Here is a 25,183-nt window from a genome sequence, read left to right as displayed (position 1 = left end):
TACTGGCTATCACTGATGTCGCTGCTGTAAAATTCTCTCAGTATCATTACGGTGAAAATTCTATATTCTTCACCATTTTTCCCAATTATGCCGACTTTTCAAACACGCTCTTATATGCGACAGGGAGGAGAAGCACCATCTTGTTATGTTGGCGATCCTAATCCATCCGAGGCATTTGACTTAGTTTTAGAATGTAGGGCTTCTATACCGGATTGCTACGTTGTCAGTTAATTTAGACTAGACAAACACAATCTAAATAGTCTGGAAGTTATTTTTCGATTTTTGCAAAAATGACACTTTCTCCTAAAATTTCGTTGCTATCATATAGTTTAGAGAACTGGCAGAGAATAACCAGAAACTAATTTGAGCCGTACTTATCAAACCCTAGGCATTGTTGTGAAAGGTATGGCCTTTGGGGAATCTGATCGCCTAGTGACCATTTTCTCGCCGGAGTATGGTTTGATCCGAGCCATTGCGCCGGGGGCTAGAAAACCAAAATCTAGTCTCAGGGGTCGCACCGAACTATTTGTAGTTAACCAATTTCTGCTATTTGCGGGAAAAAGTTTGGACCGTATCAACCAAGCGGAAACCCAATATTCCTACCCTGGCCTGGGGCAAAATGTTTGTAATTTGGCGGCGGGTCAGTACTTAATCGAGCTAATCCTGGCCCTCGGGACAGAGGCCAGTGCCCAAACATCCCTGTATGAACTGTTTACCGAACATCTACGACGGTTAGAAACGGAAGCCACAGTGGAAAATATCTATGGCCATCTAGCCCAAGCATTATTCCATTGCCTCGGGGCAGAGGGCATTGCCCCCCAATTTCATCACTGTGCCATCACGGCCCAAACTATTAGTCCCAATTTTTACGATCGCCAATGGCGGGTGGGCTTTAGCCCAGAATTGGGGGGCATTGTCGATCTTCGCAGTTCTAGGGACATGGGCCCCATTCCCCAAATGCGTCGCTTAACAGCTATGGAACTAAGTTTATTGCAACAACTCAACCAACCTGCCCTACCGGACCCCCAACAGTATCTACCAGTGATCGCCAGGAAAAATTTTCGCCTCTGGGATTGGGTAAAAGCGGAAAATCTGATGCGCTACTATGCCCAACGTCAATTGGGAAAAAGCTTCCGGGCCGCTGTTTTACTAGATAGCATGTGGGAGGTGGATTTTTAGCGTACCTTTCCTCCCCTTGAAGCCCAATTAGTCAATATCAATGCTTTGGGGGCGATTATCCTGGGCTGTTTGATTGATATCTGCCCCGGAAAAGTCCGTTACCCCTTGCTTTTGTAACCACTTTTTCAGCGGATCATCGGTCAATTTTAGCCGCAGCACACCAGACACAAACCCCCCAGCAAAGGCGATCGGCTGTTGACAAAGTTCACGGGTCACTGGCTTAAGTTCTTCAAGAAACATGGGCGTTAGCTAGTAAGGTTCAATGGGCGAAAAATTTCGAGACAGTCAGTACCCGCCATTATACCCAATTAGCCTATGGCTAAGTTTGGACAAATACAGCCAAAATCCTTGACCGATGGGGCTTTTTTCCGGTAATCCCTTGGCTTTTCCTGTTGAATATCAATTCCAAAGTGCTCCTGAAACCAGGAAAAACATCAACTAAGTCCATTCGCCATCTTTCTTTGTGACGTTGGGTTGTTGAAGGTACTTTTGCTTGGCTTGGTCGCTATCGTCGTTTGAGTAAGGATCACGAATATTTACCTACGACCAGTGAGACGATGATCTATGTTTCCATGTTCAATCCCATGCTCCGAAGGCTTGCCTAAAACTTTTCAAATGCCTTCTCAATGGTTATGGCCGCCTCCCAAACCTGGGGTCATCCAAACGCATCAGGCAAAGGCTGGCATAATCAGGGCAAAAACTAATCCGGCTAACACTAACCAGCGGAGCCATTGCAAACTTTTGGACGATAGTTTCCAACGAAAATCCCGGAGCCATTGTTGGGGATTATCTTTAGCTCTGCGGCCCCAACTCACCATTGATCGCCAGAGGGCAATGCCACCAACTTTGGCACTGAATAGTAAATGAAATGCTAAACAAAGGACGACGATCAACCAGCCCAGGAGATGGAAAAAATAGGGCAGATGGTTGAGTTCTCCTTGGGGTAACCAACTTTCCTGCATCATGCGCCCGCTCACCACCGCCACAGTTAAGGCCACCAGCATGAGGGTATTAACCAATTTCTGCCACGCCACCCAAAAGGCCGGAGTGCCCGGTTGCTGTAACTGCTCCCAATTTTGATCAGACCATAAACGGCGATCGCCAAGGTGAAAGCAGTAGAGGGTAAAGGGAAACATGAGCAAAAACAGTGCCAAAGCCCCTGTGCCATGGAGATCCTGGGTGTAGTAGGGTTTCGGCAACGGTAAAGATCCCCAGCGGCCGTCGTAGGTGTTGTAAACCCAAAAGCCACTGGCGATCGCCAACAAAGTTAACAAAGCCATGGCCCCATGGAGGAGCCGCAACACCAGGGATTGATAGGGACTAGTGGGACTGGTGGAGGACATAATAAAAGTCGGAGATGAGAAAATTATCGCTAACTCAGTTATCTAAGCTATGTTGCTAGCCTCTTCCGCTGGCACAGTATTTTCCTCAGCATTTTGGCTTAGTTTTAATACCAACACCGATAGGGGCGGTAAACATAAATCCAACGAGTAGGGTTGTTCATGGAAAGACCATTCTTCTGTCCATTTTCCACCTAAATTGCCCATGTTACTGCCGCCGTACTGTCGGGCATCACTGTTGAATAATTCAGTGTAGAAACCAGGTACCGGAACACCCACTCTGTAATGGCTATGGGGTTGGGGCGTAAAATTACAAATGGTAACCACAAATTCTGCGCTATTTTTGGCCCGACGAATGAAGGAAACTACACTGTGGCGATTATCACTGCAATCAATCCATTGAAAACCCGATTCATCAAAATCATTGCTGTATAAAGCCGGCTCATTTTTATACAAATGGTTCAACTCAGTGAAGAATTGTTTTAGTTGTTGATGGGGTGGAAAATTGAGCAAATGCCATTCCAAATCACCCCACACATTCCACTCACTCCACTGGCCAAATTCCATGCTCATAAACATGGTTTTCTTGCCGGGATGGGTGAACATGTAGGTGAATAAAGCCCTGACGTTGGCATACTTTTGCCATTCATCCCCAGGCATTTTGCCCAACATATTGCTTTTGCCGTGCACTACTTCGTCGTGGGACAGGGCCAACATATAATTTTCGCTGTGGTTGTACCACATACTGAACGTAATGCTGTTTTGATGGAACTGGCGGAACCAGGGGTCCATGCTGAAATAGTCCAACATGTCGTGCATCCAACCCATATTCCATTTCAGATTAAAGCCCAAGCCGCCAACGTAGGTGGGCCAGGACACCATGGGCCAGGAGGTGGATTCCTCCGCAATGGATAAAATACCGGGGAAGTAGCTGTAAACAACGCTGTTTACCTGGCGCAAAAAGTCTGCCGCTTCCAAGTTTTCCCGGCCGCCGTACTCATTGGCCACCCATTCCCCTTCTTCTCGGCAATAGTCTAGGTAGAGCATGGAGGCCACCGCATCCACCCGCATGCCGTCAATGTGATATTTGTCGAACCAGAATAGGGCATTGGCCACCAGGAAGTTCCGCACTTCGTTCCGGCCGTAGTTGAAAATGAGAGTGCCCCATTCCTTATGTTCACCTTTGCGGGGATCACCATGTTCGTACAAATGGGTTCCGTCAAAAAAGGCTAGGCCATGGCCGTCCTTAGGAAAATGCCCCGGCACCCAGTCAATGATCACACCAATGCCGTTGAGGTGACATTGATCGACAAAATACATAAAGTCTTCGGGACTGCCAAAGCGGGAAGTGGGGGCGTAATAACCAGTCACTTGATAACCCCAGGAGCCATCAAAGGGATGTTCGGCGATCGGTAGTAACTCAATGTGGGTGTAACCCAATTCCTTCACGTAGGGAATTAGTTTATCCACCAACTCGTAATAGGTTAAAAATCTGGCCCCGGTATTCCATTCGGACACTTCTACCGGCACCCCTTCCCCGTGCAAAGTTTTCACCGGTTCGTCGTAGGCAGTGTGCAACCAGGAGCCTAAATGGAGTTCGTAAACGGAAACGGGTTTGCTCAGGGGATCGCTGGTGCGCCTAGCTTCCAACCAATCTTCGTCGTGCCATTGGTAACCGTCCAAGTCTGCCACAATGGAAGCGGTTTTGGGGCGTACTTCTTGGTAAAAACCGTAGGGGTCAGTCTTTTCGTAGATGTGCCCTTCCCAGTTTTTAATCTCATACTTATAAGAAGTGCCCACCCCCAACTCAGGGATAAATAATTCCCACACCATGTTGTTGCGTTTCCGCATTTGGTGCAATCTGCCGTCCCAGTTGTTGAAATCCCCCAAAATGGAAACGTTGCGGGCATTGGGGGCCCACACAGCAAAATAAACCCCTTTAACTCCATCCACCGTCATCAGGTGAGCACCGAGTTTTTCGTAAATACGGTGGTGGTTGCCTTCCCCAAACACATGGAGGTCAAAATCCGTCAGTTTGGGAGTTTTAAAACCATAGGGGTCATAAATTACCCTTTCGTGGCCATTTTCGGTAATTCTTAATTGATAATTCTTCGGTTCTTCCAACTCCAACACGCATTCAAAAAAGTTGGGATGGTGGACCGTGGTCATAATCACTTCCCGGCGATCGGTGGGAAGCAACACCGTTACCGCTTCAGCCGTGGGTAAATAGGCACGAATGACCCATTGATTGACCTTGCCGTGGTCCCCGAGGGGATGGCAGCCCAACACTTCAAAGGGATCGTGGTGAAGATTATGGACAATCTGATGGACTTGGTCAGCGTTGATGGTGTAGGTCATTCGGCTATGGTGATTTTTTGACGTTGGCAATACTGCAAGGGGTTTGCCCGCCCAAAGCTAGGGGAAGACAACTTGCTTCGCTGGTAATCTTCCTACTCCTGGCTATGACTGCGGAGAAAGGATTTTGATTCAAGTTAAACCTACTTTATACACTTTTTTGCAGTTTTCCCTGGCTCACTGTATTTATCAAGCATCACACCGCACAGTGATTTGAACATTCCAACCTAGCCAACGGTGGATTGGGGCACATTGAGGGGCACTCCCACCTGGGGTTCCCATAGGGAAGCTTGTATCCCTTCGTCAATTAGGGACTGGCGAAATTGACTGAGATCGCCGTCTAAACGTAAAACTTTAGTTAGTAAACCGCTATAGTTCAATTCTGCGGCTCCAGAGGTGGGGACGATCGCCTGGGGATGGACAGTGCGACAAAGCTCCAGGGTGGTTTTCTGGCCATTGAGCACCGGCAGGAATCCGAGGATATTGATGCCAATGACGGGGGTTAAAACCACATCAATGGGCCCCAAGTCTTGCAGTTGGGGAGAGTGGAAACCGTGGGGTTCGTAATAGAGTTTGGTGCTGGTTTGTAGATCCGTTAACACATAGGCATTTTCCACCAGGGTGGGGCCAATGGGGGAACCGGGTAGAGCAAGGATTTCCACCCGGTCGTTAAGCACAAATTTTTGGTTATGGGGTAGACCTGTTACTGTTTCATAGCCCAACTCGGTGGCAACTTCAGCGGCTTTGGGGGAACCAAGAACAGGCCAACTTTTGTCCAATTCTTTCAATGTGGGGGGATGGGCATGGTCTTCCAAACCCTGGGAAAGCAAAATTAGGTCAATGTTTTCCGGAATTGCCAAGGGCTGGGAGCGAAAACCCCGAAATAACCAGGGCGTATTGCCAAAGGTTAGGTCCCCCACCAACCAAGGATCAAGCAAAATTCTCTGTCCGCCCATCTCAATTAGCCAAGAGTTGCTGTCGTACCAGGTGAGTTCCATAACCAATTTCTTCCCTGCTGATCGTTCCTCCCTATTGTAAACGATTGTAAAGAGGGGCTAGGTTTCAGAATAAAAGAACGGAGGAATTATTTGCTGGGCAAGTTGCTGGGTTGGCGATCGCCGTTGGGGGCCAAGCCTGAAAGCGCCAATGGAAAAAGGGCGGAAAAAAGGGGGAGAATTGCCAATTCATTGACCAAACGGTGGGGGGCATATCCCCCGCTAGACAATGGAAAACTAATCTATCCCACAGTAAGGTTTCCGCCACCAACCGACTCCCCCAATGGGTAATTTGGGCCCATTGCCGCTGGGGACAGTTAACTAAGCACAGACTGTTGCCCACATAGTTGTCGCTAGAAGCCATTAACAATAGACTTTCCCCCATTTCAAAACAATTAAATTGTCCTGGTTGCCAAGCCAACAGAGGGGTTTTATCGCCCGGAGCTAGATATTCCGTTACCCCAACCCCTTGAACGTTAAAGCTAGGAATGGGATTGGTTAACTCGGGGCCTTGTTTGACTGAGCCTTGGAATGTGCCCCGCAGTTGGCTACCGTCATTGAAGGTGTAGATCCATTGCCACGGCTGGGGAGATGGGGCGCTTTCCGTTGGGCGGCTCAAGTTAACGTTAATGGCGATCGCCAAGGGGGAAATGGAGAAACCTGCCCGATAATTTGCCCTGCCCATGATCTTCACCTTCCCCTACACCTAGGGATGATTACTCAGTGCGGTTATCTCCAGCTTATCGGTATTGCGCCTCTCTTGGGTGCCATACACTGAAGAGTCCGTCTTTTACCCAGTTACTAAACCCTTGTTGGAAGCTTTTAGCAGCGATAATTTTCTCTAAATGGTCTGAACTAAACTGGAATTATTCGCCGCTTTAATTTCTCCTAATGTCATGCCTAGAATTTCAATTATTCGGCCTGAGCAAAGTTACACTTTTTCTGATTACTTCAAACTTAACTTTGCACCCCAAGACATTCTGAGGCATTTTGGTGTCACTCTCCAACGTCAATCCCTCGATCTTCCCCAGTATTTAGGGCCCCTTAACCGTCTGGGTGACCTCAAGACTCGCCTGGAAGAAAGCTTACCCCGCCTCAGCCTCACCAGCGAAATGGCAAGGAGAGAATTTCTCATTGCTCCAGTGTTGACCGATGTTCTGCACTATACCCACGCAAACCTGGACGTTGAGTATCCCATTGTGGTTAGTAATCAACTAAAAGGTTCACTGGATTATCTACTACAAAATGATCAAACTTTCTTGGTAGTTGAGGCAAAAAATGAGGATTTGGAACGGGGTTTTGTTCAGCTTGCCATTGAATTGATCGCCCTTGACCAATGGATAGAGTCAGACCAGTCCGTCCTACAGGGGGCAATTTCCACGGGTAATATTTGGCAATTTGGCCAACTAGACCGGCAATCCCGTTGCGTAACCCAAGACCTTGACCTTTACCGCGTCCCAGCGGATCTTGAACATCTCCTAAGAGTTCTGGTGCAAATCTTACGACCAGTAAGCTAGGCTCAAACATTCCCATGGCGGACTATTTTTGTGTTCAGTTTTTCCTGGGGCCTTACAATCAAGGGCTGATCCTTCGTTACAAAACCACCAAAATTCTTTTATGACCGATTTGACCCTGGCCGCTCTCAAAACTGCCCCCCTAGCACAAGTACGCCAATATTTACTCCATCTGTTGGCCACTCATGCCTACAAGGAAGGAGATTTTATTCTTTCCTCCGGTCAACCCAGCACTTACTACATCAACGGTAAATTGGTCACCCTGCGGGCGGAAGGGGCCTTGGCGATCGGGCGATTGCTGTTGACAGAGTTGCCAGACCAAGTGGAAGCGGTGGCCGGGTTAACCCTAGGGGCAGATCCCATTGTCAGCGCTGTTAGTACGGTGTCTGCCTACGAAGAAAAACCTGTGGTCGCATTAATCATTCGTAAAGAAGCCAAGGGCCATGGCACCAAAGCCTACATTGAAGGGCCAGAGTTAGCTCCGGGAACAAAAGTGGTGGTGTTGGAAGATGTGGTCACCACCGGAAAATCCGCCATGCTAGCGGTGGAAAGGTTGCGGAATGCGGGCTACCAAGTTGACACAGTTATTTCCTTAGTCGATCGCCAACAGGGAGGCCGGGAATTTTACCAAAGCCAGGGTTTGACGTTCCAAGCGCTATTCACCATCGGTGATATTCAACAGGTTTACCGGCAGAAGTAGAATTTTTGGAGCTTGTGCTTAGAATCCCAATCCCCAACTTACTGACCGCCATACCAGCGCATTAATACCCGGGCTAAGCGTTGGGGGTCATGGCGTACCTGATGGCTTTTTTCATCCTCCTGCATCACATTGGCTAGCACAATGCGGCAACCCTTTTCGATCACTGCTTGCCGGTCCAGGTAAACGGGATGGGAATTTTCGGCGGCATATTTTTTCAACACCGGGGCAGAAGGGGGATTTCTCTGCACCAGCACAGCATCGTAGAGCCTTGCCGAAGAGACTTGATCGATCGCCGTTAAATGGTCTGAGACAGTGTAATTATCCGTTTCCCCTGGTTGGGTCATCACATTGCAGATATAAATGCGGGGCACCTTGGCCTTGGCGATCGCCGTTTGAATTTCGGGAATGAGCAAATTAGGCAAAATGCTGGTGTATAAACTGCCCGGGCCAATGATGATATAGTCGGCCGCTTTAATGGCCTTGAGCACCGCTGGCAAAGCCTTAGGGGATTCTGGTAAACAACCGATGCGCCGAATGCGTCCTTGGGCTTCAGGGATATTGGATTCCCCCTCCACATAGCGCCCGTCCTCCATTTCTGCCCACAATTTGACATCGTCCAGGGTGGCTGGCAACACCTTCCCCCGCACCGCTAAAACCTTCGAGCAGGCGATCGCCGCCATTTCCAAATCTCCGGTAATTTCCGCCATGGCAGTGAGGAACAAATTACCAAAACTGTGGCCCGACAGCCCATCCCCAGCTTTAAAACGGTATTGAAACAACTCTGTTAATAACTTTTCTTCGTCCGCCAGGGCCCCAATGCAATTGCGAATATCCCCTGGGGGCAACATACCCATTTCCCGTCGTAAACGCCCGGAGGAACCACCGTCATCGGCCACGGTAACAATGGCAGTAATGTTAGCGCTGTAATGTTTCAAGCCCCGTAAAAGAGTCGATAAGCCCGTACCTCCCCCCACTACGACAATTTTAGCCCCCTTATTAAGGCGACGGTGGGCCAGTAGCACGTCCACCAACTCCTGGTCGTTATCCGGTTGCAACACCTCGGAAATAGAACCAACGGTGCGACTTTGACCCCAAAAGACAAAAAATAGTCCCAAGGCCAAAATCAGGGGCCCAGAAACATAGTTGGGCAAAAGATTGGTCAAAAACCCCAGGGTATCGGAAACAAATTCCGTAATGCGAAAAATGGGGGTCAACTTAACCCAAATGGCCAAGCCCAAAAACATTAAAGTCAAACCAACGGCGCTGATCACCATCCAACGTTTGACAAACAGTCCCGGAGCCATCCATTTGAACCAGCGGTTAACCCTGGGGGAGGTGTGCTGGGAAACCCGATCGCCAAACTTCCGTTGTTCGGTTTTCAACTTGCGCATGGCGGACTTAGCGGACTTAAAGCGGCTATGGCTCATGGGCTAGGGAAGCAGAGGGGGAGAAGAAAGGGCAATGGGACGATAAAGCAAATTACTCCTTAACGCATTAAGGGGAAACCAATCGCTACCGATTTTACCTCTTCAAAGTATGCCAACGTCTAAATAGACAAGATACAATCAGAATCTATCTGTGTCTTTTTCACCCTTGAAAAGGTGCGTTTATTATGAATAGTCCTGTTGATCGTATTTTGATTTTCGACACCACGCTTCGCGATGGGGAACAGTCCCCCGGAGCCACCCTGACCGTGGAAGAAAAACTATCGATCGCCAGGGCTCTAGCCCGTTTAGGGGTGGATATTATCGAAGCGGGTTTTCCCTTTGCTAGCCCCGGGGATTTTGAGGCGGTGCAGAAAATCGCCCAAACGGTGGGTACGGAAAATGGGCCAGTAATTTGCGGCTTAGCTCGGGCCACCCAAAAAGATATCAAAGCAGCGGCGGAAGCGTTAAAACCAGCGGCTAAACACCGTATTCACACCTTCTTAGCTACGTCGGACATTCACCTGGAGCATAAGTTAAAGAAAACCAGGGCGGAGGTGTTGGCGATCGTGCCGGAAATGGTGGCCTATGCCAAATCCTTAGTGAATGACATTGAGTTTTCCCCGGAGGATGCCGGGCGCAGTGATCCCGAATTTCTTTACCAAGTGTTAGAAGCGGCGATCTCCGCCGGAGCCACCACGATCAACATTCCCGATACGGTGGGTTACACAACCCCGGCAGAATATGGGGCTTTAATCAAAGGTATTGCCGATAACGTGCCTAACATTGACCAGGCGATTATTTCCGTCCATGGCCACAACGATTTGGGCTTAGCGGTGGCCAATTTTCTGGAAGCGGTGAAAAATGGGGCTCGACAACTGGAATGTACCATCAATGGCATTGGCGAACGGGCTGGTAATGCGGCCTTGGAAGAATTGGTCATGGCTTTACATGTGCGCCGCAGTTACTTCAATCCCTTTTTAGGTCGCCCCGCCGATTCCACCGCACCTCTGACCAACATTGATACCAAACATATTTACGCCACTTCCCGCTTGGTGTCGGAGTTAACGGGGATGATGGTGCAACCCAATAAGGCCATTGTTGGCGCTAATGCCTTTGCCCATGAATCCGGCATTCACCAGGATGGGGTGCTAAAAAATAAGCTCACCTACGAAATCATGGATGCGGAATCCATCGGTTTAACCAATAACCAGATTGTGTTGGGTAAACTCTCCGGCCGCAATGCCTTTGGTACTCGCTTAAAGGAATTGGGTTTTGACCTGAGCGATACGGAATTAAATAACGCCTTTATTCGCTTTAAGGAAGTGGCGGATAAGCGTAAAGAAATTACCGATTGGGATTTAGAGGCAATCGTTAACGATGAAATTCGCCAACCCCCCGAACTCTTCCGTTTGGAACGGGTACAGGTTTCCTGTGGTGAGCCTTCGGTGCCCACCGCTACCCTAACCATTCGTACCCCGGCTGGCCCAGAAGAAACCGCTGTGGCGATCGGTACGGGCCCGGTGGATGCAGTGTATAAAGCTATTAATCAGATTGTGCAATTGCCCAATGAGCTGCTGGAATATTCCGTCACCTCCGTCACCGAAGGCATTGATGCGTTGGGTAAAGTGAGTGTGCGTCTGCGCCATAACGGGGTGATCTACACCGGCTATGCGGCCAACACGGATATCATTGTCGCCTCGGCCCGGGCCTATCTGGGGGCATTAAACCGTCTTTATGCTGCCCTGGAGAAATCCCGGGAGCATCCCCCCGTCGTCGCTTCCCTTTAATGGCCCGGTGACAGTTACGCCAGGCTAAGTCGGATTAATTGGTAGCAAACATCACAATTTGTTGCTAAACCCCCTCCCATCCCCATGGACAAGGGAGGAAAGACCTATAATTTGGCCATGATCCCCGGGGATGTTGTGACTCCGGGGACGCCTTTTTTCGCTCAGATGCCTTGGATGAACATTTGGTCTCGTTTCAAGTTTCCCCCGATGCCATGGTGGGTTGCTAAACAAAGAAGCTTGGGGGGATTATCCCTGACTCCTAGTTTGTGGGAATTGGAACGGGACAACCAAGAACGTAAACCCACCGCCACTAATTTGGAGCATCGACAACAGCGGGAAATTGACCAACTCAAACGGCAGTTACTGGAAGCGGAACAAGCGAAGGAAAAATTAGCCCGGGAATTAGCCCAACATCAGAATTCGCCGTCCCAACCCCCGCCTCCCGTTTCCGGTTTGCAAACGGCTTTAGCTCGCCTGGGACAGTGGGGCATTCTCAGCCGCGATTTATATGGATTTTTTGATCAAGCTACGGAATTGATCCGCACTGCCTTGGGGGTAGATTACTGTGGCCTTTGGGAACTTTTGCCCAATCGCTCTGCCCTGGTCCTTTGCGCTGGGGATGGTTGGGACAAGGCCTTGGTGGGCAACTATACCATTGATGCCACCAATCGTTCCTATGCCGGCTATACCATTCAACATAATGGCGATCGCCGGATGGAAGATTATGAACCTATTGTTGAACTAGATTTGAGGATAAGTACTAAGTTTCGGGCTTCCCCTTTACTGCATAACCTTGGTATTGTCAGCGGCATAAATTTAATGGTAGCGGGGCCCCGCACCGCATTCGGAGTTTTGGGGGTTTATAGCCTCACTGCCCGTAAATTTACCGAAGAAGAAATTGAATTTCTCAAGGTAGCTAGCCATATCCTTGCCGCGGCCATTGATCGCCAGGAATACGAAGAGAGATTATTACTGTTACAACAGGCGATCGATGCCAGCTCCAACGGCATTTTGATCACCGATGCCCTGGGCTCAGACAATGCGGTAGTCTATGCTAACCAAGGTTTTGAAACTATTACCGGTTTTAATCGGGAGGAAGTGATTGGGCAAAACTGTCGTTTTCTACTCAATGAAGACCGCCAAGGGGAACAAAATAAACAATTAGAAAAACTCCGCACGGCGATCGCCCACGGCCAGGAGTGTGAAGTAGTTTTGAAAAACTATCGCAAGGATGGCGCATCTTTTTGGAATCATTTATACCTTTCCCCCATCTATAACCAGCAAAATTTCCTGGTTAATTTCATCGGTATTCAAACCGATGTTACCCAACAAAAATTAGCAGAGCAACAGCTACGGGCCAGTGAAGAATTCTTCAGTAGCATGATTGTCACCATCACCGATGGGCTATTAATTGTTGATCAAGAAGGCATTATCCAATTTGTCAACCCCGCCGCCAGGGAGATGTTCAAACGACAGGAAGGCGAACTGCTCCAGCAACCCTTTGGTATTCCTTTTGTGGCGGATCAAGCAACGGAAATTACCCTTACCCCCCTCGATGGCAGCATGGTGGTGGCGGAAATGCGGGTGTCTCCCATTCATTGGCAAAAGGGTAAAGCCTTTTTGGTTTCCCTGCGGGACATTACAGAACAGCACCAAGCCCGTCTAGCCCTGGCAGAAAGTGAGAAAAAATATCGTTATATAGTCGAGCTGACTTCTGAAGGCATTTGGATTTTGGACCAAGACCAACAAACTACCTTTGCCAACCAGCAATTGGCAGATATGTTGGGTTATTCGGTGCAGGAAATTTTAGAGAAAAACATTACTGCTTTTGTCCTTGTCATTCACCATTTACCAGAGTCCCAAAATAGTCACCAAAAGACTTTGCAATCTTTCCCTCGCTGTGTGTTACCCAACCATGGTCAGGTTTACGATGTCCAGTTCCAACGGCGAGATGGCAGTGTGCTCTGGGGTTTGGTGTCCCGCAGTGCTTGGTATGACCAATGGGGCAATTATCGGGGGGAACTGGCCATGCTAACGGACATCACCAAACGGAAATCCGCTGAGCAGGCCCTGTCCGCTAGTGAGCAACGCTTGGAGGGAATTTTGGGCTCCATTCAGGATGTGGTTTGGTCCGCCGATGCGGTCAGTTTTGCCACCCTTTATCTCAATCCCACCACGGCCATGGTCTATGGTCAATCCCTAGAAGTCTGTTACCAGAGCCAAAATTTTTGGTTTGAACAGGTCCACCCTGGCGATCGCCTTTTGCTGGAATATCACTTGCAATTGTTGATGGAAAAGGACCAGACGGAGTTGGAGTATCGCATTGTCCAACCGGGGGGCAAGGAGCGATGGCTATTTCGCCGTAGTCAATTAGTGCGGGATGGCGAGCATCAACCCCTACGCATTGACAGCATTGACAGTGACATCACCGAGCGCAAATTGGCGGCGGAAAAACTCCACTACAACGCCAACCACGATTCCCTGACGAATTTGCCCAATCGATCAATGTTTCTCGATCGCCTGGGCCATGCTCTGCAAAGAAATTTGCGTCGTCGGGATTTAAGATTTGCGGTGCTATTTCTGGATTTAGACGGCTTTAAAATTATCAACGATAGTTTGGGGCACAGTTGTGGGGATTTACTGCTCCAGGGCATTGCCCATCGTCTGCGCCAATGTTTGCGGCCAGAAGATACGTTAGCGCGTTTGGGGGGGGATGAATTCACCATGTTGATTGAAAACATCACCTGTCCCGAAGACGTGATCGCCGTGGCCCAAAGAATTCACCAGGAACTGCAAAAACCGTTTAACTTGAACGGCCAGGAAATTTTCACCAACACCAGCATTGGCATTGCCCTTAACCATCCCCACTATGGCCATCCCCAGGATGTTTTGCGGGATGCAGACACCGCCATGTATCGAGCTAAGGCCGCAGGTAAGGGCCGCTACGCTATTTTCAACCAGACCATGCACCACCATGCTGTGCAGAGGCTCCAGCGGGAAAATGACCTACGGCGAGCCATCGATCGCCAGGAATTGCAGTTACATTATCAACCGATTGTCTGTCTCAAGACTGGACAGTTACAGGGGGTTGAGGCCTTAGTGCGCTGGCAACATCCCGAAGAGGGTCTGATCCTACCCGAAGAATTTGTGGCGATCGCCGAGGAAACGGGCTTAATTGTGCCCATGGGGGATTGGATTCTCTGGGAAGCAAGCCGACAAATACTAGAACTTAAACAAAGTTTTCCCCAATTGTCCCATCTTCAAGTCAGTATTAACGTTTCCAGTCGGCAATTACGGGACCAACGGCTACTAAAAACAGTGGATGAAATTCTGTCCAGCACGAACCTGGCCCCCCAGGACCTCAAATTAGAAATTACCGAGAGTTTATTGATCGATAATTTGAACTTGGCCGCTGATGTACTGAAAAGTTTAAGGCAAAGAAATATCCAAATTTCCCTCGACGATTTTGGCACGGGCTATTCCTCCCTCAGCTACCTGCACCGCTTTCCCATTAACACCATTAAAGTGGACCGCTCCTTTGTGAACACCATGGAGCCCAACAACCAAAACACTGCCATTGTCCACACCATTGTGACCCTGGCCCACACCCTCGGATTAGACGTGATTGCCGAGGGCATTGAAACGGAACGGCATCTAACCCAACTCCATTGGCTGGGGTGCGATGCAGGGCAAGGATATTATTTCGCCCGGCCTATTCCCTCAGAGGATTTGCTAGATTTTTTAACCATCCAAATACCCCGTTGGTCTGTGCCCGCTGTGACAGAATGCCATGGGGATAGGAAAGAGCCATTTTCCTGAAAATAGTGACAAAATAACGATTTTTTACCGGGGATGAAGTAGCCTTTGTATGTCGGCGACCAGTCGGCTCAGCTTTCCATTTTCTACATAGGTCTATGAGTGCTACGGCGATCGCCCCCCGTTGGTTTGTTAAACAGGACATTGATGGCTTCTTTGGCCTGGCGGTGAACAACTTGGTGCAGATCCTGGTAATTGTGGGATTAACCCAATCGGTGTTGCAATTTCCTCTGACCCTGATCTATGGGCGCATTTTGCCCAGCATTGCCATTAGCTTAATTGTTGGCAACTTTTATTACAGTTGGTTGGCCTATCACCAGGGAAAAAGAGAAGGAAGGGATGACATCACCGCTTTGCCCTATGGCATCAATACAGTCAGTTTGTTTGCCTATGTTTTTCTGGTTATGCTGCCGGTGCGATTATTGGCGATCGGCTCCGGGGCCAGCAGTGAAGCGGCGGCGGAATTGGCCTGGCAGGCGGGCTTAGTGGCCTGTTTCGGCTCCGGTCTGATTGAATTGGGGGGAGCTTGGGGAGCGGATTGGTTACGGCGTTATACCCCCAGGGCCGCTCTACTTTCCACCCTAGCGGGCATTGCGTTGACTTTCATTGCCCTAGGTTTTTTCCTCCGTACCTATGCCCATCCCTTAGTGGGCATTTTGCCCTTGGGAGTCATTCTGCTCAGCTATTTCGGCAAGGTTACTTTCCGTTTGCCGGGACTAAAATTGGCGATTCCCGGGGGATTAATGGCCATTGTGCTGGGCACTGGCCTGGCTTGGATAACGGGATTAGTCGCTTGGGATGCTCCACAGGTGGAAGCGGCGATCGCCCCCTTGGGAATTTATCTACCCAGCCTTGATTTGGTTAGCCTCTGGCAAGCAAAAGGGGTATTGGTCAGCTATTTCAGCATTATTCTGCCCATGGGGTTGTTCAATTTGGTGGGCAGTTTGCAAAACCTGGAAAGTGCGGCGGCGGCGGGGGATGATTATCCGACTGCTCCCTGTTTAGCGGTGAATGGTTTGGGCACCATTGCGGCGGCCCTATTTGGCTCCTGTTTTCCCACCACCATTTACATTGGTCATCCCGGTTGTAAAGATATGGGGGCAAGGATTGGTTATTCCTGGCTCAACGGTTTGGTGATGGCGGTTTTATGTCTCACCGGTAGTCTGAGTTTATTGGTTTATCTGATTCCCATCGATAGTGCCATGGCGATCGTGCTCTGGATTGGCATCATCATTGTTAGCCAAAGTTTTAGTGCCACCCCGGTCAACCATTACCCCGCTGTGGTCATTGGCCTGTTGCCGGGCATTGCCGCTTGGGGGGCCTTAGTGGCAAAAAATTCTCTCCGGGTGGCAGGTCTAGGCACTCCGGATAATCCCATTACTCCAGAATTGGTACCTGCTTTTCAACAGGCAGATTTGTTTATCACCGGAGCCTTTGCATTGGAACAGGGATTGATTTTTTCTGCCATGATCCTGGCCGCCATGACCGTTTACATCATTGAGCAAAAATTTGGCCTAGCTGCCCTCTGGGCGATCGCCGCCGGAATTTTATCCTGGTTGGGATTGATGCACAGTTACCGCTGGACAGGGGCGGACACAGTGATGGCTCTGGGGTGGGGGGCTGGAGCCAGTTGGGCCATCAGTTACTTTTTGCTGGCTTTGTTATTGATTTATGTGCAGTGGACTAACCCCAAAGGGCAAGATTGAAATAAGAGCATTAATTATTGTTGTGGTGGCATAACCTATGGCTGAACGTATTCAAAAATTGCTTTCCCAGTGGGGTATTGCCTCCCGTCGCCATGCGGAGGAAATGATTCTGGCGGGGCGGGTCAGCGTCAATGGCAAAGTGGCCAACCTGGGGGATAAGGCCGATCCCCAGCAGGATTTTTTATCGGTGGATGGCAAACAAATTAAAGCTGATAATCGGCCTCGGGACATTTATTTATTGGTTAATAAACCGAGGGATGTGCTGTCCACCTGTGACGATCCCCGGGGCCGGAAAACAGTGCTGGATTTACTGCCCCAGGACTTACAGCGGGGCAAAGGACTGCATCCCGTTGGCCGGTTAGACCGTAATTCCACTGGCGCTCTCCTGCTCACCAATGATGGCGAATTGACTCTGCGGCTGACCCATCCCCGTTACCATTTGCCAAAAACCTATGACGTTTGGTTAGAAGGTAATCCCAGTGATGAAGATCTGGAAAAGTGGCGATCGGGCATGATGCTAGATGGCAAAAAAACCCTACCAGCTACTCTGGAAGTAATTTCCGAAAATAAAGACCAGATTCATTTGTTGGTGACGTTGACGGAGGGACGTAATCGCCAAATTCGTCGTTTAGCGGAAGAATTGGGATTGACGGTGCTGAAGCTCCATCGCCGCACCATTGGCCCCCTACAGTTGCATACCAGGGGCAAAGTTCTGGGTAGTGGGCAATTTCGTTTTCTTTCCCCGGCGGAAATTCGACTGTTGAAAAAACAGGTCAATCTGCGGTAGGGTGGTTTCGCACAATTGTATTGTTAGTGTTATTTAATCTCCCTATTTTCTTCCCCATGACCCGCGCCAAATTACTGCAACCGGATTTAGTTTTGGGCAAAACCATTGTGGAATTGTCCCCGGCCATTCTCGATCGCCATGGGGTCAAGGGTTTAGTGTTGGATGTGGACGAAACCCTGGTACCTTTTCGGGGGGATCAAGTTTCCGAGGAACTCCAGGCTTGGATTGATCCCATTAAGGCCAAACTGCCCATTTGGTTGGTGAGCAACAATATGAGCGAGTCCCGCATTGGGGGAGTGGCCCAAACCCTGGATTTACCTTTCCTTTATGGGGCGGCTAAACCGTCTCGCCGTAAACTGCGCCAAGCCATTGCCGAAATGCAATTGCCAGTGGAATCCGTTGCCATGGTGGGCGATCGCCTGTTTACCGATGTGCTGGCAGGGAATCGTTTGGGCATGTTCACCATTTTGGTGGAACCGATGGAGTTACCTGGTAAACCCCTCTATCCCTGGTCGATTAGGAATATTGAAGTCTGGCTTTCCCAGAAACTAGGGGTGACCTTGCAGGGCATTTTTGAATAAACCCAGCTACAGTAAGGAAAACAGATTTGAAATGCTAGTCAAGGCAAAAGTCAATCCCCGTAGGCTATAATTTTGTTACAAAACTTAATAAGAAATGATTATGAGAATTATAAAGAGAATCTTAAAAAAAGCGGCGATCGCCTGGGGATCAGCCATAATTGATCCAACGAAATAACACGGGGTCACCTTTATAAAGACCCTTAACATAATAAAAAACACGGGGATCAGGTCATTTTGGCTTGATCCCTTTAAAATTGTGGCAATTTAGCTAAAGAATCATTCCTTGGATTTTCTTTTACTGGTCAGCCCAAAAATGTCAAGAAAAACAAACAAAGTTGAGGAACAATTGTCAGCCCCAGTCTATGTTGAGCTTCAGCGGATAACGCCTTGGGTGACAGGGCGGATGTCACTGCCGTCAAAGGTACCGGGATTACCACTCCAGTTAAAATCGCTGATGCGTAGATTAATCGAACCCACCTGCAGTTGGGGGTTGTAGCGCAATTGAATGTTGTAGGTGCGGCGGCTATATTCCAACACGTAATCGGTGCTAATTTCTTCGTTGGCAGTCAGACTGTAGGCTCCCTGCACCCCGAACCTTAGTGGGCCGTAAATTTGTTGGGTCAGGCCAAAGCTCAGTATTTCCGTGTCGGCAAAGCGGTCAAAGAAAAAGGGAGACGCATCGCCCCGAATACCTTGGGAATAACCAATGTTAAAACCGGTGTAGTCCAAATAGGGTTTGGAGAAGTTACCAAATTGTCCAAAAAAACCGACGCTGCCGGTGAGGGAAGGTTGGGTACTGCCATCGCCGTAATAACTACCCACCCCGGTAATGCCAGTGTTAAACACCACGTAGGGTACCACCACATTGGGGCTATAGCGCAGACCCTCTTCGGCGGTGGGGGGGAGTGCTTCCCCAGCCCAAAGCACAAAGTATTTCGTTAAGGATGCCGCCGCCTGCAAGCGCATCAGGCTAACTAAGTTATCTCCGGTGGTGGGATTAATTAATTCCTGGCGATCGGTGCTGGCTTCCACACTTTGAACCGAAGCCTGGTAATTGAGGGCCCAACTGGGGTCTTCAAAGGGATTAATGGTGGGGGAAACCAGGATCGCCCCCACACTGCTTTGCACCGTTTGGAAACCGAGGGAGCCATTGTATAAACGCTCGCGGTAGTTGTATTCAAACCTTAGATCGTAGGGATTGCCCAAATCCCCCAGTTTATTTTGCACCGCCAATTTAGCCCGCAGGGAATTGTCGATGGAATCTAAGTTGAGGTTGGAAAAGTTGAGGGTATTAAGTAAATTGAGTCTTTCGTTAAAATTGACGTTCAACTCCGTAATTAAACCAAAGGCGGCGGGACATAGGGCACAAACCTCTGCATCACTCTGGTTAGCTACCGGGAAAGCATCGGGAAAAAATACCTTTTGTATTAAATATTGAGGCTTAACTTGAAAGGTGACATTTTCCGTGTCGATGGGGGTGAAATTACCTTGGAGGTATAAACCGCCCCGGTCTTCTCCGTCATAGCCAATGCTAATCAATCCCGGTTGGCGATCGCGGCGATCGATGGTAAGTCGGTCTTGGAAGGGCAAAGACGTGGTTTGATCCAGCAATACCCGGGAGCCAGTCAGTTTTAATTCATCCACTTCCGGGGCGACGTTGTAGTAATCGGCGGTTTCCGCTTGCACCTCCAATTCCGGCGGATTAAACGGATCATTGGTGATGCGGACTTTTTTGGCCCGCCAACCATCGGCGTCAAAATCCACCTGCTCCGCTTGAAACCGGAGGCGATTAACTTGGCCCCCAGTTTCTGTCTGGCTGGCACTCTGGGCCCCTGGGGTACTGGCCCCAATGCCTGTGCTAAAACCTTCTTGTCCTACTACGTTGGTGACAGGCTGGTTGACGGCCAGGCGATCGTTCAAACTTTGGTTGGACACAATGGGGTTACCAAAGTCGGTGGGCACAGTTTGGGCAAAGTCCCGGGCGGTGCTGGGCTGGTAAATTTCCCCGTTGGCGTCGTAAATTACCCCCTGGTTGAGCACAAAGAAGTATTCAAATCTTTGCCCCTGGAGGATTTGTTCCCCCCGCTTCAGGGTGACGTTACCTTCGGCCACCGCAAATCGATCGGGCAAATTAACTCGCAGGCGATCGGCCAGTAGTAACCCGTTAGCAAAACGCATGGTAACGTTACCGGTGGCAGTGACTATTTCCCGATTGCTATCGAACTCTTGGTGATCAGAAATTAATTCAATTACTTCTGGAGCAATGGGTACGTCATTCTCCTCCGTGGCCGGAATGGGGGAACTATCTAAGAATTGATTTGGCTCCGGGTCATTTTCCGTTGCCTCTGGGGAGGGGGAAGCTCCGGGGTCAATTTCCAAGACTTCACCGATCGCCTCTTGGCCCTGTTCAATGGCGGGCTCAGCCTCACCAGTGGGCCCGGTGATTACTTCCAGCTCCGAGTCGCTGGGGGGTGTGATCAAATACTCCTGAATTTCCCCATCCCGGGATTGACTGATAATTTTCTTGGCCGTGGCAATGGGTACTTCCACAGACCGATCGCCGATTTTTCCGTCTGGGATAGCGGGGGGACCCCCGAGGGATAAACCAGAGTTGGGGCTAAGGTAAAGATCCTTAGCTGAAGCTTGGGCGATCGCCGGATCCGCCGATGGAGGGGTGGACGAGGAAAGTGTTGCCCCGTCAGTTGCCAGCATTTCTTCAGTCTCCCTCGGACTGATCACTTCAATGGGTACCGGAGGAGGGGGAGGGGAAACAATAGGGGGCATTTAAATCGACGAACTAAACGCCAACGCTAACATTTGCTTTGTTTGGACTGAGATAAAGCTAAGGCTAACCGGGCTTGGTTAACAAGGGGGACGAACAATTGCCAGAAATCGTTTCGTCTGTGGCCCCAGTGACAAAAAACTCTCCGGTGGGGGAGAGTAATCAGGTTCCAATCTACCCTTGGCACCAAAATTAGTCTAGGGAGAGAAGGAAGAATTTTGGGCTAAAGCTTATTCAAAGTCTTTGCGGCCAGGGTTCCGGGTGGGGTCACTGGAAAGAAAGCCGAAGATAAATAAGGAAATAAACAAGCCAACAACGATATAAACGGCGATTTTAAGGGTTAACATAAATTCTCCTTAGTTAAATGCAAAGGCGTAGCAAAGCTTAATTTGGGTAAAAATCCGGGCGCAGAAACCATTCTACCTTGCCTACTTTACCCCATTTCGGTCTAGGCTTTGGGGAGATGGCCGGGGAATTTCCACCGCCAAGGGAGCACACCATGGGCTTAAACAATCTTGAACAATTACTGGGCCGCCTGGGGCGATCGCCAGGGTGGGAACAACTGCGCCGTTACCAATTGGTCAAAGAAGCTTGGCAGAAGGTGATTGATCCCCGTTTCCATGACTGTACTAAACCTCTAGGTATCCAGCGGGAGGTACTGACAGTGGCGGTTATCTCCCCAGCTCTGGCCCAAAATCTTCAACTCCAACGCATTAATCTTTTGGCCCAACTGAATCGAGAATTACCGGAGCCCTTGGCTGATCTGCGCTTTTCCCCTCTCCATTGGCATCAACAACATTCAGGGAAACCACCAGAAGCTTCTGCCCCCATGCCCCGTCCTGCCCCTCCCTCCCCTGGCGATCGCCGAGAAAAAGTCACTAGTGCGACAGAAGCACTGGATCAATGGCTGACAACTTTGAAAAGACGAGCCGAGGTTTTGCAACCCTGTCCCCAATGCGGCAGTGCCGTCAATCCAGGGGAAATCGAGCGTTGGGGCCGCTGTAGTGTCTGTGCAAGGCAACCCTGGCAGGAAATTTTTTCCCAATCCCGGCCGGAAAAGGATGGAAGTCATTAGGTTTAGTTTGTTTTGCAGACGAGCTATGAAAAACTTTAAAATTGGTTGAGTCTGCCAAGGTTTATTGATAACCGTGAATACTTTGAAGTTTTTTTTGGGTATGATGGTGAAACACGTAGGTAAATGCGGAGAAATTCCGGGATGTTTTTTTCACTTGCCCCCATTCATCGGAATAATGTAAGGGTTTTCCCGCTTTTCAGTGCCCTGTGAGTTCTCCCGGGTTTAACTACCTAGCTGAATTTGCTTGAAGCTAGAGTCTTTCGGCAAGCCTTCGTTGTGCTAACCGCTGCTTGAATCCTAAATAATTTTTCAACTTTTTCGAGTCTTTTTGTCCCGAATATGCCTAACTCGACCTTGTTCGTCCTCGATTCCCGGGTGTTCCATGGGGGTCTGCTTCAGGCGGCTACTCTACCCAATATTGCGGTAATAACCCTAGATCCCGACCAAAGCGGTCTCCGGCAGATTACGGAAGCTTTGGGAAGACAAGGCGCTGTTCGTTCTCTGCATATTCTTTGCCATGGCTCTCCTGGCTGTCTGCACCTAGGTGATGGCCATCTGGGCTTAGATAATTTGGTCTACCACAGTGACGAGTTAAAAAGCTGGTTTGTCGGGGTTGAGTCTCCCCAACTATTTCTCTACGGCTGTAATGTAGCCGCTGGTGATGCCGGTACGGAATTTATTGAAAAGTTGGCCGGCTTGGCGGGGGCCGGGGTCTCCGCTTCTACCACGGCGATCGGGCATCAAGCCCTAGGTGGTAACTGGGTTTTAGATTTTCAAAAGGGTGATATTGTCATGGAAAATATTTTTTCTGCTCCTGAGTTAGCGGCCTATCCCGGCATCTTGGATGGCAATGGGCAATGGTCTTTGTTTGATCTAGTGGACTCCTCTGGTATCTACACCGAGCGACTGGATGCTCTGCAACCATTAGTACAAGAACAACTTTCCAGCTTTTTTGCCCAATCCGACTATCTCACCCAATTAGCCATTCCTTTTAGTGCCACTGCCAGCACTGATGACTGGACTAATAATGCGGAATCTTTGCGTTCTTCAATTTCGAACGGTAGTTACCAAATCCGTTTGGAAGTACGTTCTAGCGCTGAATTACAGGGAGCTTTGGGGGCTTATAGTGCTACGGGAACCACTGATACCCCGACCGTTTATCTCAACGCCGATTGGTTTGCCACTGCCAGTCAGGAGCAAATTGTTGCTGTCTTACTCGAAGAAATTGGCCATGACTTCGACCAGATTTTAAATGACGGGGCCGATAGCCAAGGCGATGAAGGGGAGATCTTTGCTAATTTAGTCAAACTAGGGGAAGTTAATCCAACCTATCTAGAAACTCTAAAAACACAAAATGATACTGGCTTTGCTTTTATTGACGGGCAAAAGATAAATCTAGAGAATGCAGAAGATACCGTCTTAAATATTAATTTTCAAAACTTTGTATTTAACACTAATTTCACTACATCGACTCCTCCTCCAGGTGTACAAGAGGTTCGTTTATACACAAACATCATTCCAACTTTCACTACTCAGCAGATTAATGCAAAAGTAACTATAAGAGCTGTTAATATCACAATTGCCAACAGTACCATTGATTCTAATGCTTCTAATACAGCAAGGATTCAGCCCCTCATTGATGCCAACGCTACTGGAGGTGGCTATTTTGAGTATCAGTTTGAATTCCAAGATACTTTAGGAAATCCCATTTCTCTCAACCAATTTGCTCTGACAGGTATTGATGTTGATGGGAACTCAACAACTGAAAGAGAATTTTACGAAGTAAGCGGCTACTCCAATTACCAAATTGCTGTAGTTGGACCTCCTCGATTAAACGTTTCTGAATCCACTCAAGGAGATACTAAAACCTTAAGGGTTGATGGTAGGCCTTCCGTATTAACAGGCATTAGTTTTGACGACACTGCTTCTTTCATTGCCAACTTCCTCACACCTGTTTCATCTCTCACAGTCAGAGCCGGAGTTATCTGGAACAATGCAAGTAATGATGTAAGGCAATTTTCTTTTGCTTTAGGAGCCCCACTTGGCACATTTTCAAACCCCCAGACTATTGACACCATTGCCCCCATTGTCACCAGCATTCTTCGCAATAATCCAACTTCAGAAATAACCAATGCCGATTCTTTAACTTTTCAAGTCACATTCTCGGAAAATGTTCAAAATGTCGATGTAAACGACTTTATCCTCAGTGGAACCGGCGTAAGCGGCGCTACCATCAGCAATGTTTCTGGCAGTGGGAGTGTTTACACCGTAACTGTCACAGGTATTGCCAATAATAATGGAACCGTCAATCTGGACTTTGCCAGTGGACAGAACATACGAGATACCGCCAACAATGCCCTAAGCAATACCACTCCTACAACTGACGAGCAATACACTTTAGACAACACAGCGCCAGCTGCCAGCATCACCTTAGATGCGAATATCACCGCCGATGACATCATCAACATTGCCGAGTCAGGACAAGCGATTCCTATCACCGGCACTGTTGGTGGTGAATTTAATGTTGGTGACACCGTCACATTGACGGTCAATGACAAGACCTTCACTGGTGCAGTCGGTGCGGGTGGTCTTTTCAGTATCAATGTTCCTGGTAGTGACCTCATTGTAGATGCTGATCTCACCATTGCTGCAAGTATTGCCACCACGGATGCAGCGGGTAATCTCGGCAGTGCCACCGATAACCAAACCTACACGGTTGATACGACAGCACCGATTCCAATAATCACAGTCAATGATGTCACTGCCGACAACATCATCAATGCTGCCGAGTCAGGACAAGCGATTCCTATCACCGGCACTGTTGGTGGTGAATTTAATGTTGGTGACACCGTCACATTGACGGTCAATGGCAAGCCCTTCACTGGGACTGTTGATGCCAATGGTGACTTCAGTATCGACGTTCTTGGTGGTGATTTAGTTAATGGCTCTGACCTGACCATTGCTGCCAGTGTTGCCACTACCGATGCAGCTGGTAATCCAGGCAGTGCTTCCGATAACCAAACCTACACTGTTGATACCACTGCTCCGACTGTCACCATCAATGCCATTGCGGTTGATGACATCATCAATGCCGTGGAAGCAGGTAGTCCTGTTGCAGTCAGTGGCACCACGACTGGTG

The 25,183-nt window shown here is 49.0% G+C and carries 18 protein-coding genes and 1 pseudogene; 11 read left to right on the top strand and 8 right to left on the bottom strand.

The genetic code is table 11. The features are described from left to right. Positions 1-363 precede the first annotated feature (363 nt). On the top strand, positions 364-1,179 hold the full coding sequence (gene recO, locus H6G46_RS00165; protein WP_010873298.1) for a DNA repair protein RecO: 816 nt from the start codon (positions 364-366) through the stop codon (positions 1,177-1,179). A 27-nt stretch (positions 1,180-1,206) separates the two neighbouring features. Here the strand turns inward: recO and H6G46_RS00160 are convergent, their stop codons facing one another. Further along, positions 1,207-1,419 (bottom strand): hypothetical protein, encoded by a 213-nt coding sequence (locus tag H6G46_RS00160; protein ID WP_010873299.1) that lies wholly within the window; start codon positions 1,417-1,419, stop codon positions 1,207-1,209. 227 nt (positions 1,420-1,646) lie between these two features. Here H6G46_RS00160 and H6G46_RS00155 point away from each other — a divergent pair. Beyond that, positions 1,647-1,784: pseudogene (locus tag H6G46_RS00155) on the top strand (transposase); the annotation flags it as partial. A 63-nt stretch (positions 1,785-1,847) separates the two neighbouring features. Here H6G46_RS00155 and H6G46_RS00150 read toward each other — a convergent pair. The 4 genes from H6G46_RS00150 to H6G46_RS00135 all read right to left on the bottom strand — a co-directional run bounded on the left by H6G46_RS00150 (position 1,848) and on the right by H6G46_RS00135 (position 6,554). Further along, on the bottom strand, positions 1,848-2,522 hold the full coding sequence (locus H6G46_RS00150) for a cytochrome b/b6 domain-containing protein (RefSeq protein WP_010873300.1): 675 nt from the start codon (positions 2,520-2,522) through the stop codon (positions 1,848-1,850). A 42-nt stretch (positions 2,523-2,564) separates the two neighbouring features. Beyond that, positions 2,565-4,877 carry a 1,4-alpha-glucan branching enzyme gene (gene glgB, locus H6G46_RS00145; protein ID WP_010873301.1) on the bottom strand — a complete coding sequence of 771 codons (2,313 nt, stop codon included), beginning with the start codon at positions 4,875-4,877 and terminating at the stop codon, positions 2,565-2,567. A 224-nt stretch (positions 4,878-5,101) separates the two neighbouring features. Then, the gene (locus tag H6G46_RS00140) at positions 5,102-5,872 is read right to left on the bottom strand and encodes an MBL fold metallo-hydrolase (RefSeq protein WP_010873302.1); all 771 of its coding nucleotides are present in this window, start codon (positions 5,870-5,872) and stop codon (positions 5,102-5,104) included. A gap of 64 nt (positions 5,873-5,936) precedes the next feature. Continuing rightward, on the bottom strand, positions 5,937-6,554 hold the full coding sequence (locus H6G46_RS00135) for a hypothetical protein (RefSeq protein WP_199303670.1): 618 nt from the start codon (positions 6,552-6,554) through the stop codon (positions 5,937-5,939). Positions 6,555-6,765: 211 nt separating this feature from the next. On the opposite strand from H6G46_RS00135, the gene H6G46_RS00130 reads away from it, so the two are divergent. Both H6G46_RS00130 and pyrE read left to right on the top strand, forming a co-directional pair. Then, the gene (locus H6G46_RS00130; protein WP_010873304.1) at positions 6,766-7,386 is read left to right on the top strand and encodes a hypothetical protein; all 621 of its coding nucleotides are present in this window, start codon (positions 6,766-6,768) and stop codon (positions 7,384-7,386) included. A gap of 100 nt (positions 7,387-7,486) precedes the next feature. After that, positions 7,487-8,083 carry an orotate phosphoribosyltransferase gene (gene pyrE / locus H6G46_RS00125; protein WP_010873305.1) on the top strand — a complete coding sequence of 199 codons (597 nt, stop codon included), beginning with the start codon at positions 7,487-7,489 and terminating at the stop codon, positions 8,081-8,083. A 38-nt stretch (positions 8,084-8,121) separates the two neighbouring features. Here pyrE and H6G46_RS00120 read toward each other — a convergent pair whose 3' ends face one another. Next, entirely contained in the window at positions 8,122-9,510 is a 1,389-nt protein-coding gene (locus H6G46_RS00120) for a gluconeogenesis factor YvcK family protein (protein WP_010873306.1), read from the bottom strand. A 185-nt stretch (positions 9,511-9,695) separates the two neighbouring features. Here H6G46_RS00120 and H6G46_RS00115 point away from each other — a divergent pair, with 185 nt between their 5' ends. The 5 genes from H6G46_RS00115 to H6G46_RS00095 all read left to right on the top strand — a co-directional run bounded on the left by H6G46_RS00115 (position 9,696) and on the right by H6G46_RS00095 (position 18,187). Then, positions 9,696-11,297 carry a 2-isopropylmalate synthase gene (locus tag H6G46_RS00115; protein ID WP_010873307.1) on the top strand — a complete coding sequence of 534 codons (1,602 nt, stop codon included), beginning with the start codon at positions 9,696-9,698 and terminating at the stop codon, positions 11,295-11,297. Positions 11,298-11,504: 207 nt separating this feature from the next. Further along, positions 11,505-15,116 (top strand): EAL domain-containing protein, encoded by a 3,612-nt coding sequence (locus tag H6G46_RS00110; protein WP_223211277.1) that lies wholly within the window; start codon positions 11,505-11,507, stop codon positions 15,114-15,116. 95 nt (positions 15,117-15,211) lie between these two features. After that, a complete protein-coding gene (locus H6G46_RS00105) occupies positions 15,212-16,819 on the top strand; it encodes an NCS2 family permease (protein ID WP_010873309.1) in 1,608 nt (535 codons plus the stop codon). 37 nt (positions 16,820-16,856) lie between these two features. Next, positions 16,857-17,606, top strand: a complete 750-nt coding sequence (locus H6G46_RS00100; protein WP_010873310.1) for a pseudouridine synthase — start codon at positions 16,857-16,859, stop codon at positions 17,604-17,606. Positions 17,607-17,632: 26 nt separating this feature from the next. Then, positions 17,633-18,187 carry a YqeG family HAD IIIA-type phosphatase gene (locus tag H6G46_RS00095; protein ID WP_010873311.1) on the top strand — a complete coding sequence of 185 codons (555 nt, stop codon included), beginning with the start codon at positions 17,633-17,635 and terminating at the stop codon, positions 18,185-18,187. Positions 18,188-18,559: 372 nt separating this feature from the next. On the opposite strand, the gene H6G46_RS00090 is transcribed toward H6G46_RS00095, so the two are convergent. Both H6G46_RS00090 and H6G46_RS00085 read right to left on the bottom strand, forming a co-directional pair. Beyond that, positions 18,560-20,971 (bottom strand): DUF3769 domain-containing protein, encoded by a 2,412-nt coding sequence (locus tag H6G46_RS00090; RefSeq protein WP_010873312.1) that lies wholly within the window; start codon positions 20,969-20,971, stop codon positions 18,560-18,562. A gap of 228 nt (positions 20,972-21,199) precedes the next feature. Next, positions 21,200-21,316: a photosystem II reaction center protein I gene (locus H6G46_RS00085; RefSeq protein WP_010873313.1), complete on the bottom strand. Its 117-nt coding sequence runs from the start codon at positions 21,314-21,316 to the stop codon at positions 21,200-21,202. Between the two features lie 77 nt (positions 21,317-21,393). Between H6G46_RS00085 and H6G46_RS00080 the strand changes: the two genes are divergently transcribed. Both H6G46_RS00080 and H6G46_RS00075 read left to right on the top strand, forming a co-directional pair. Continuing rightward, positions 21,394-22,044, top strand: coding sequence for a DUF721 domain-containing protein (locus tag H6G46_RS00080; RefSeq protein WP_223211278.1), 651 nt, complete (start codon positions 21,394-21,396; stop codon positions 22,042-22,044). A 339-nt stretch (positions 22,045-22,383) separates the two neighbouring features. Beyond that, positions 22,384-25,183 (top strand): Ig-like domain-containing protein (locus H6G46_RS00075; RefSeq protein ID WP_190759815.1); only part of this gene is annotated, 2,800 nt, incomplete at its 3' end.

The organism is Synechocystis sp. FACHB-908, assembly GCF_014698595.1.
GTDB lineage: Bacteria > Cyanobacteriota > Cyanobacteriia > Cyanobacteriales > Microcystaceae > Synechocystis.
The sequence above is the reverse complement of the archived record's forward strand: the minus strand, read 5'-3'. Positions and strand labels throughout refer to the sequence as shown.

Excerpts from the sequence above, each read along its gene's own strand:
- H6G46_RS00160 (WP_010873299.1), bottom strand. The coding sequence starts at position 1,419 with ATGTTTCTTGAAGAACTTAAGCCAGTGACCCGTGAACTTTGTCAACAG.
- H6G46_RS00150 (WP_010873300.1), bottom strand. The coding sequence starts at position 2,522 with ATGTCCTCCACCAGTCCCACTAGTCCCTATCAATCCCTGGTGTTGCGG.
- glgB (WP_010873301.1), bottom strand. The coding sequence starts at position 4,877 with ATGACCTACACCATCAACGCTGACCAAGTCCATCAGATTGTCCATAAT.
- H6G46_RS00140 (WP_010873302.1), bottom strand. The coding sequence starts at position 5,872 with ATGGAACTCACCTGGTACGACAGCAACTCTTGGCTAATTGAGATGGGC.
- H6G46_RS00135 (WP_199303670.1), bottom strand. The coding sequence starts at position 6,554 with ATGGGCAGGGCAAATTATCGGGCAGGTTTCTCCATTTCCCCCTTGGCG.
- H6G46_RS00130 (WP_010873304.1), top strand. The coding sequence starts at position 6,766 with ATGCCTAGAATTTCAATTATTCGGCCTGAGCAAAGTTACACTTTTTCT.
- pyrE (WP_010873305.1), top strand. The coding sequence starts at position 7,487 with ATGACCGATTTGACCCTGGCCGCTCTCAAAACTGCCCCCCTAGCACAA.
- H6G46_RS00120 (WP_010873306.1), bottom strand. The coding sequence starts at position 9,510 with ATGAGCCATAGCCGCTTTAAGTCCGCTAAGTCCGCCATGCGCAAGTTG.
- H6G46_RS00115 (WP_010873307.1), top strand. The coding sequence starts at position 9,696 with ATGAATAGTCCTGTTGATCGTATTTTGATTTTCGACACCACGCTTCGC.
- H6G46_RS00110 (WP_223211277.1), top strand. The coding sequence starts at position 11,505 with ATGCCATGGTGGGTTGCTAAACAAAGAAGCTTGGGGGGATTATCCCTG.
- H6G46_RS00105 (WP_010873309.1), top strand. The coding sequence starts at position 15,212 with ATGAGTGCTACGGCGATCGCCCCCCGTTGGTTTGTTAAACAGGACATT.
- H6G46_RS00100 (WP_010873310.1), top strand. The coding sequence starts at position 16,857 with ATGGCTGAACGTATTCAAAAATTGCTTTCCCAGTGGGGTATTGCCTCC.
- H6G46_RS00090 (WP_010873312.1), bottom strand. The coding sequence starts at position 20,971 with ATGCCCCCTATTGTTTCCCCTCCCCCTCCTCCGGTACCCATTGAAGTG.
- H6G46_RS00085 (WP_010873313.1), bottom strand. The coding sequence starts at position 21,316 with ATGTTAACCCTTAAAATCGCCGTTTATATCGTTGTTGGCTTGTTTATT.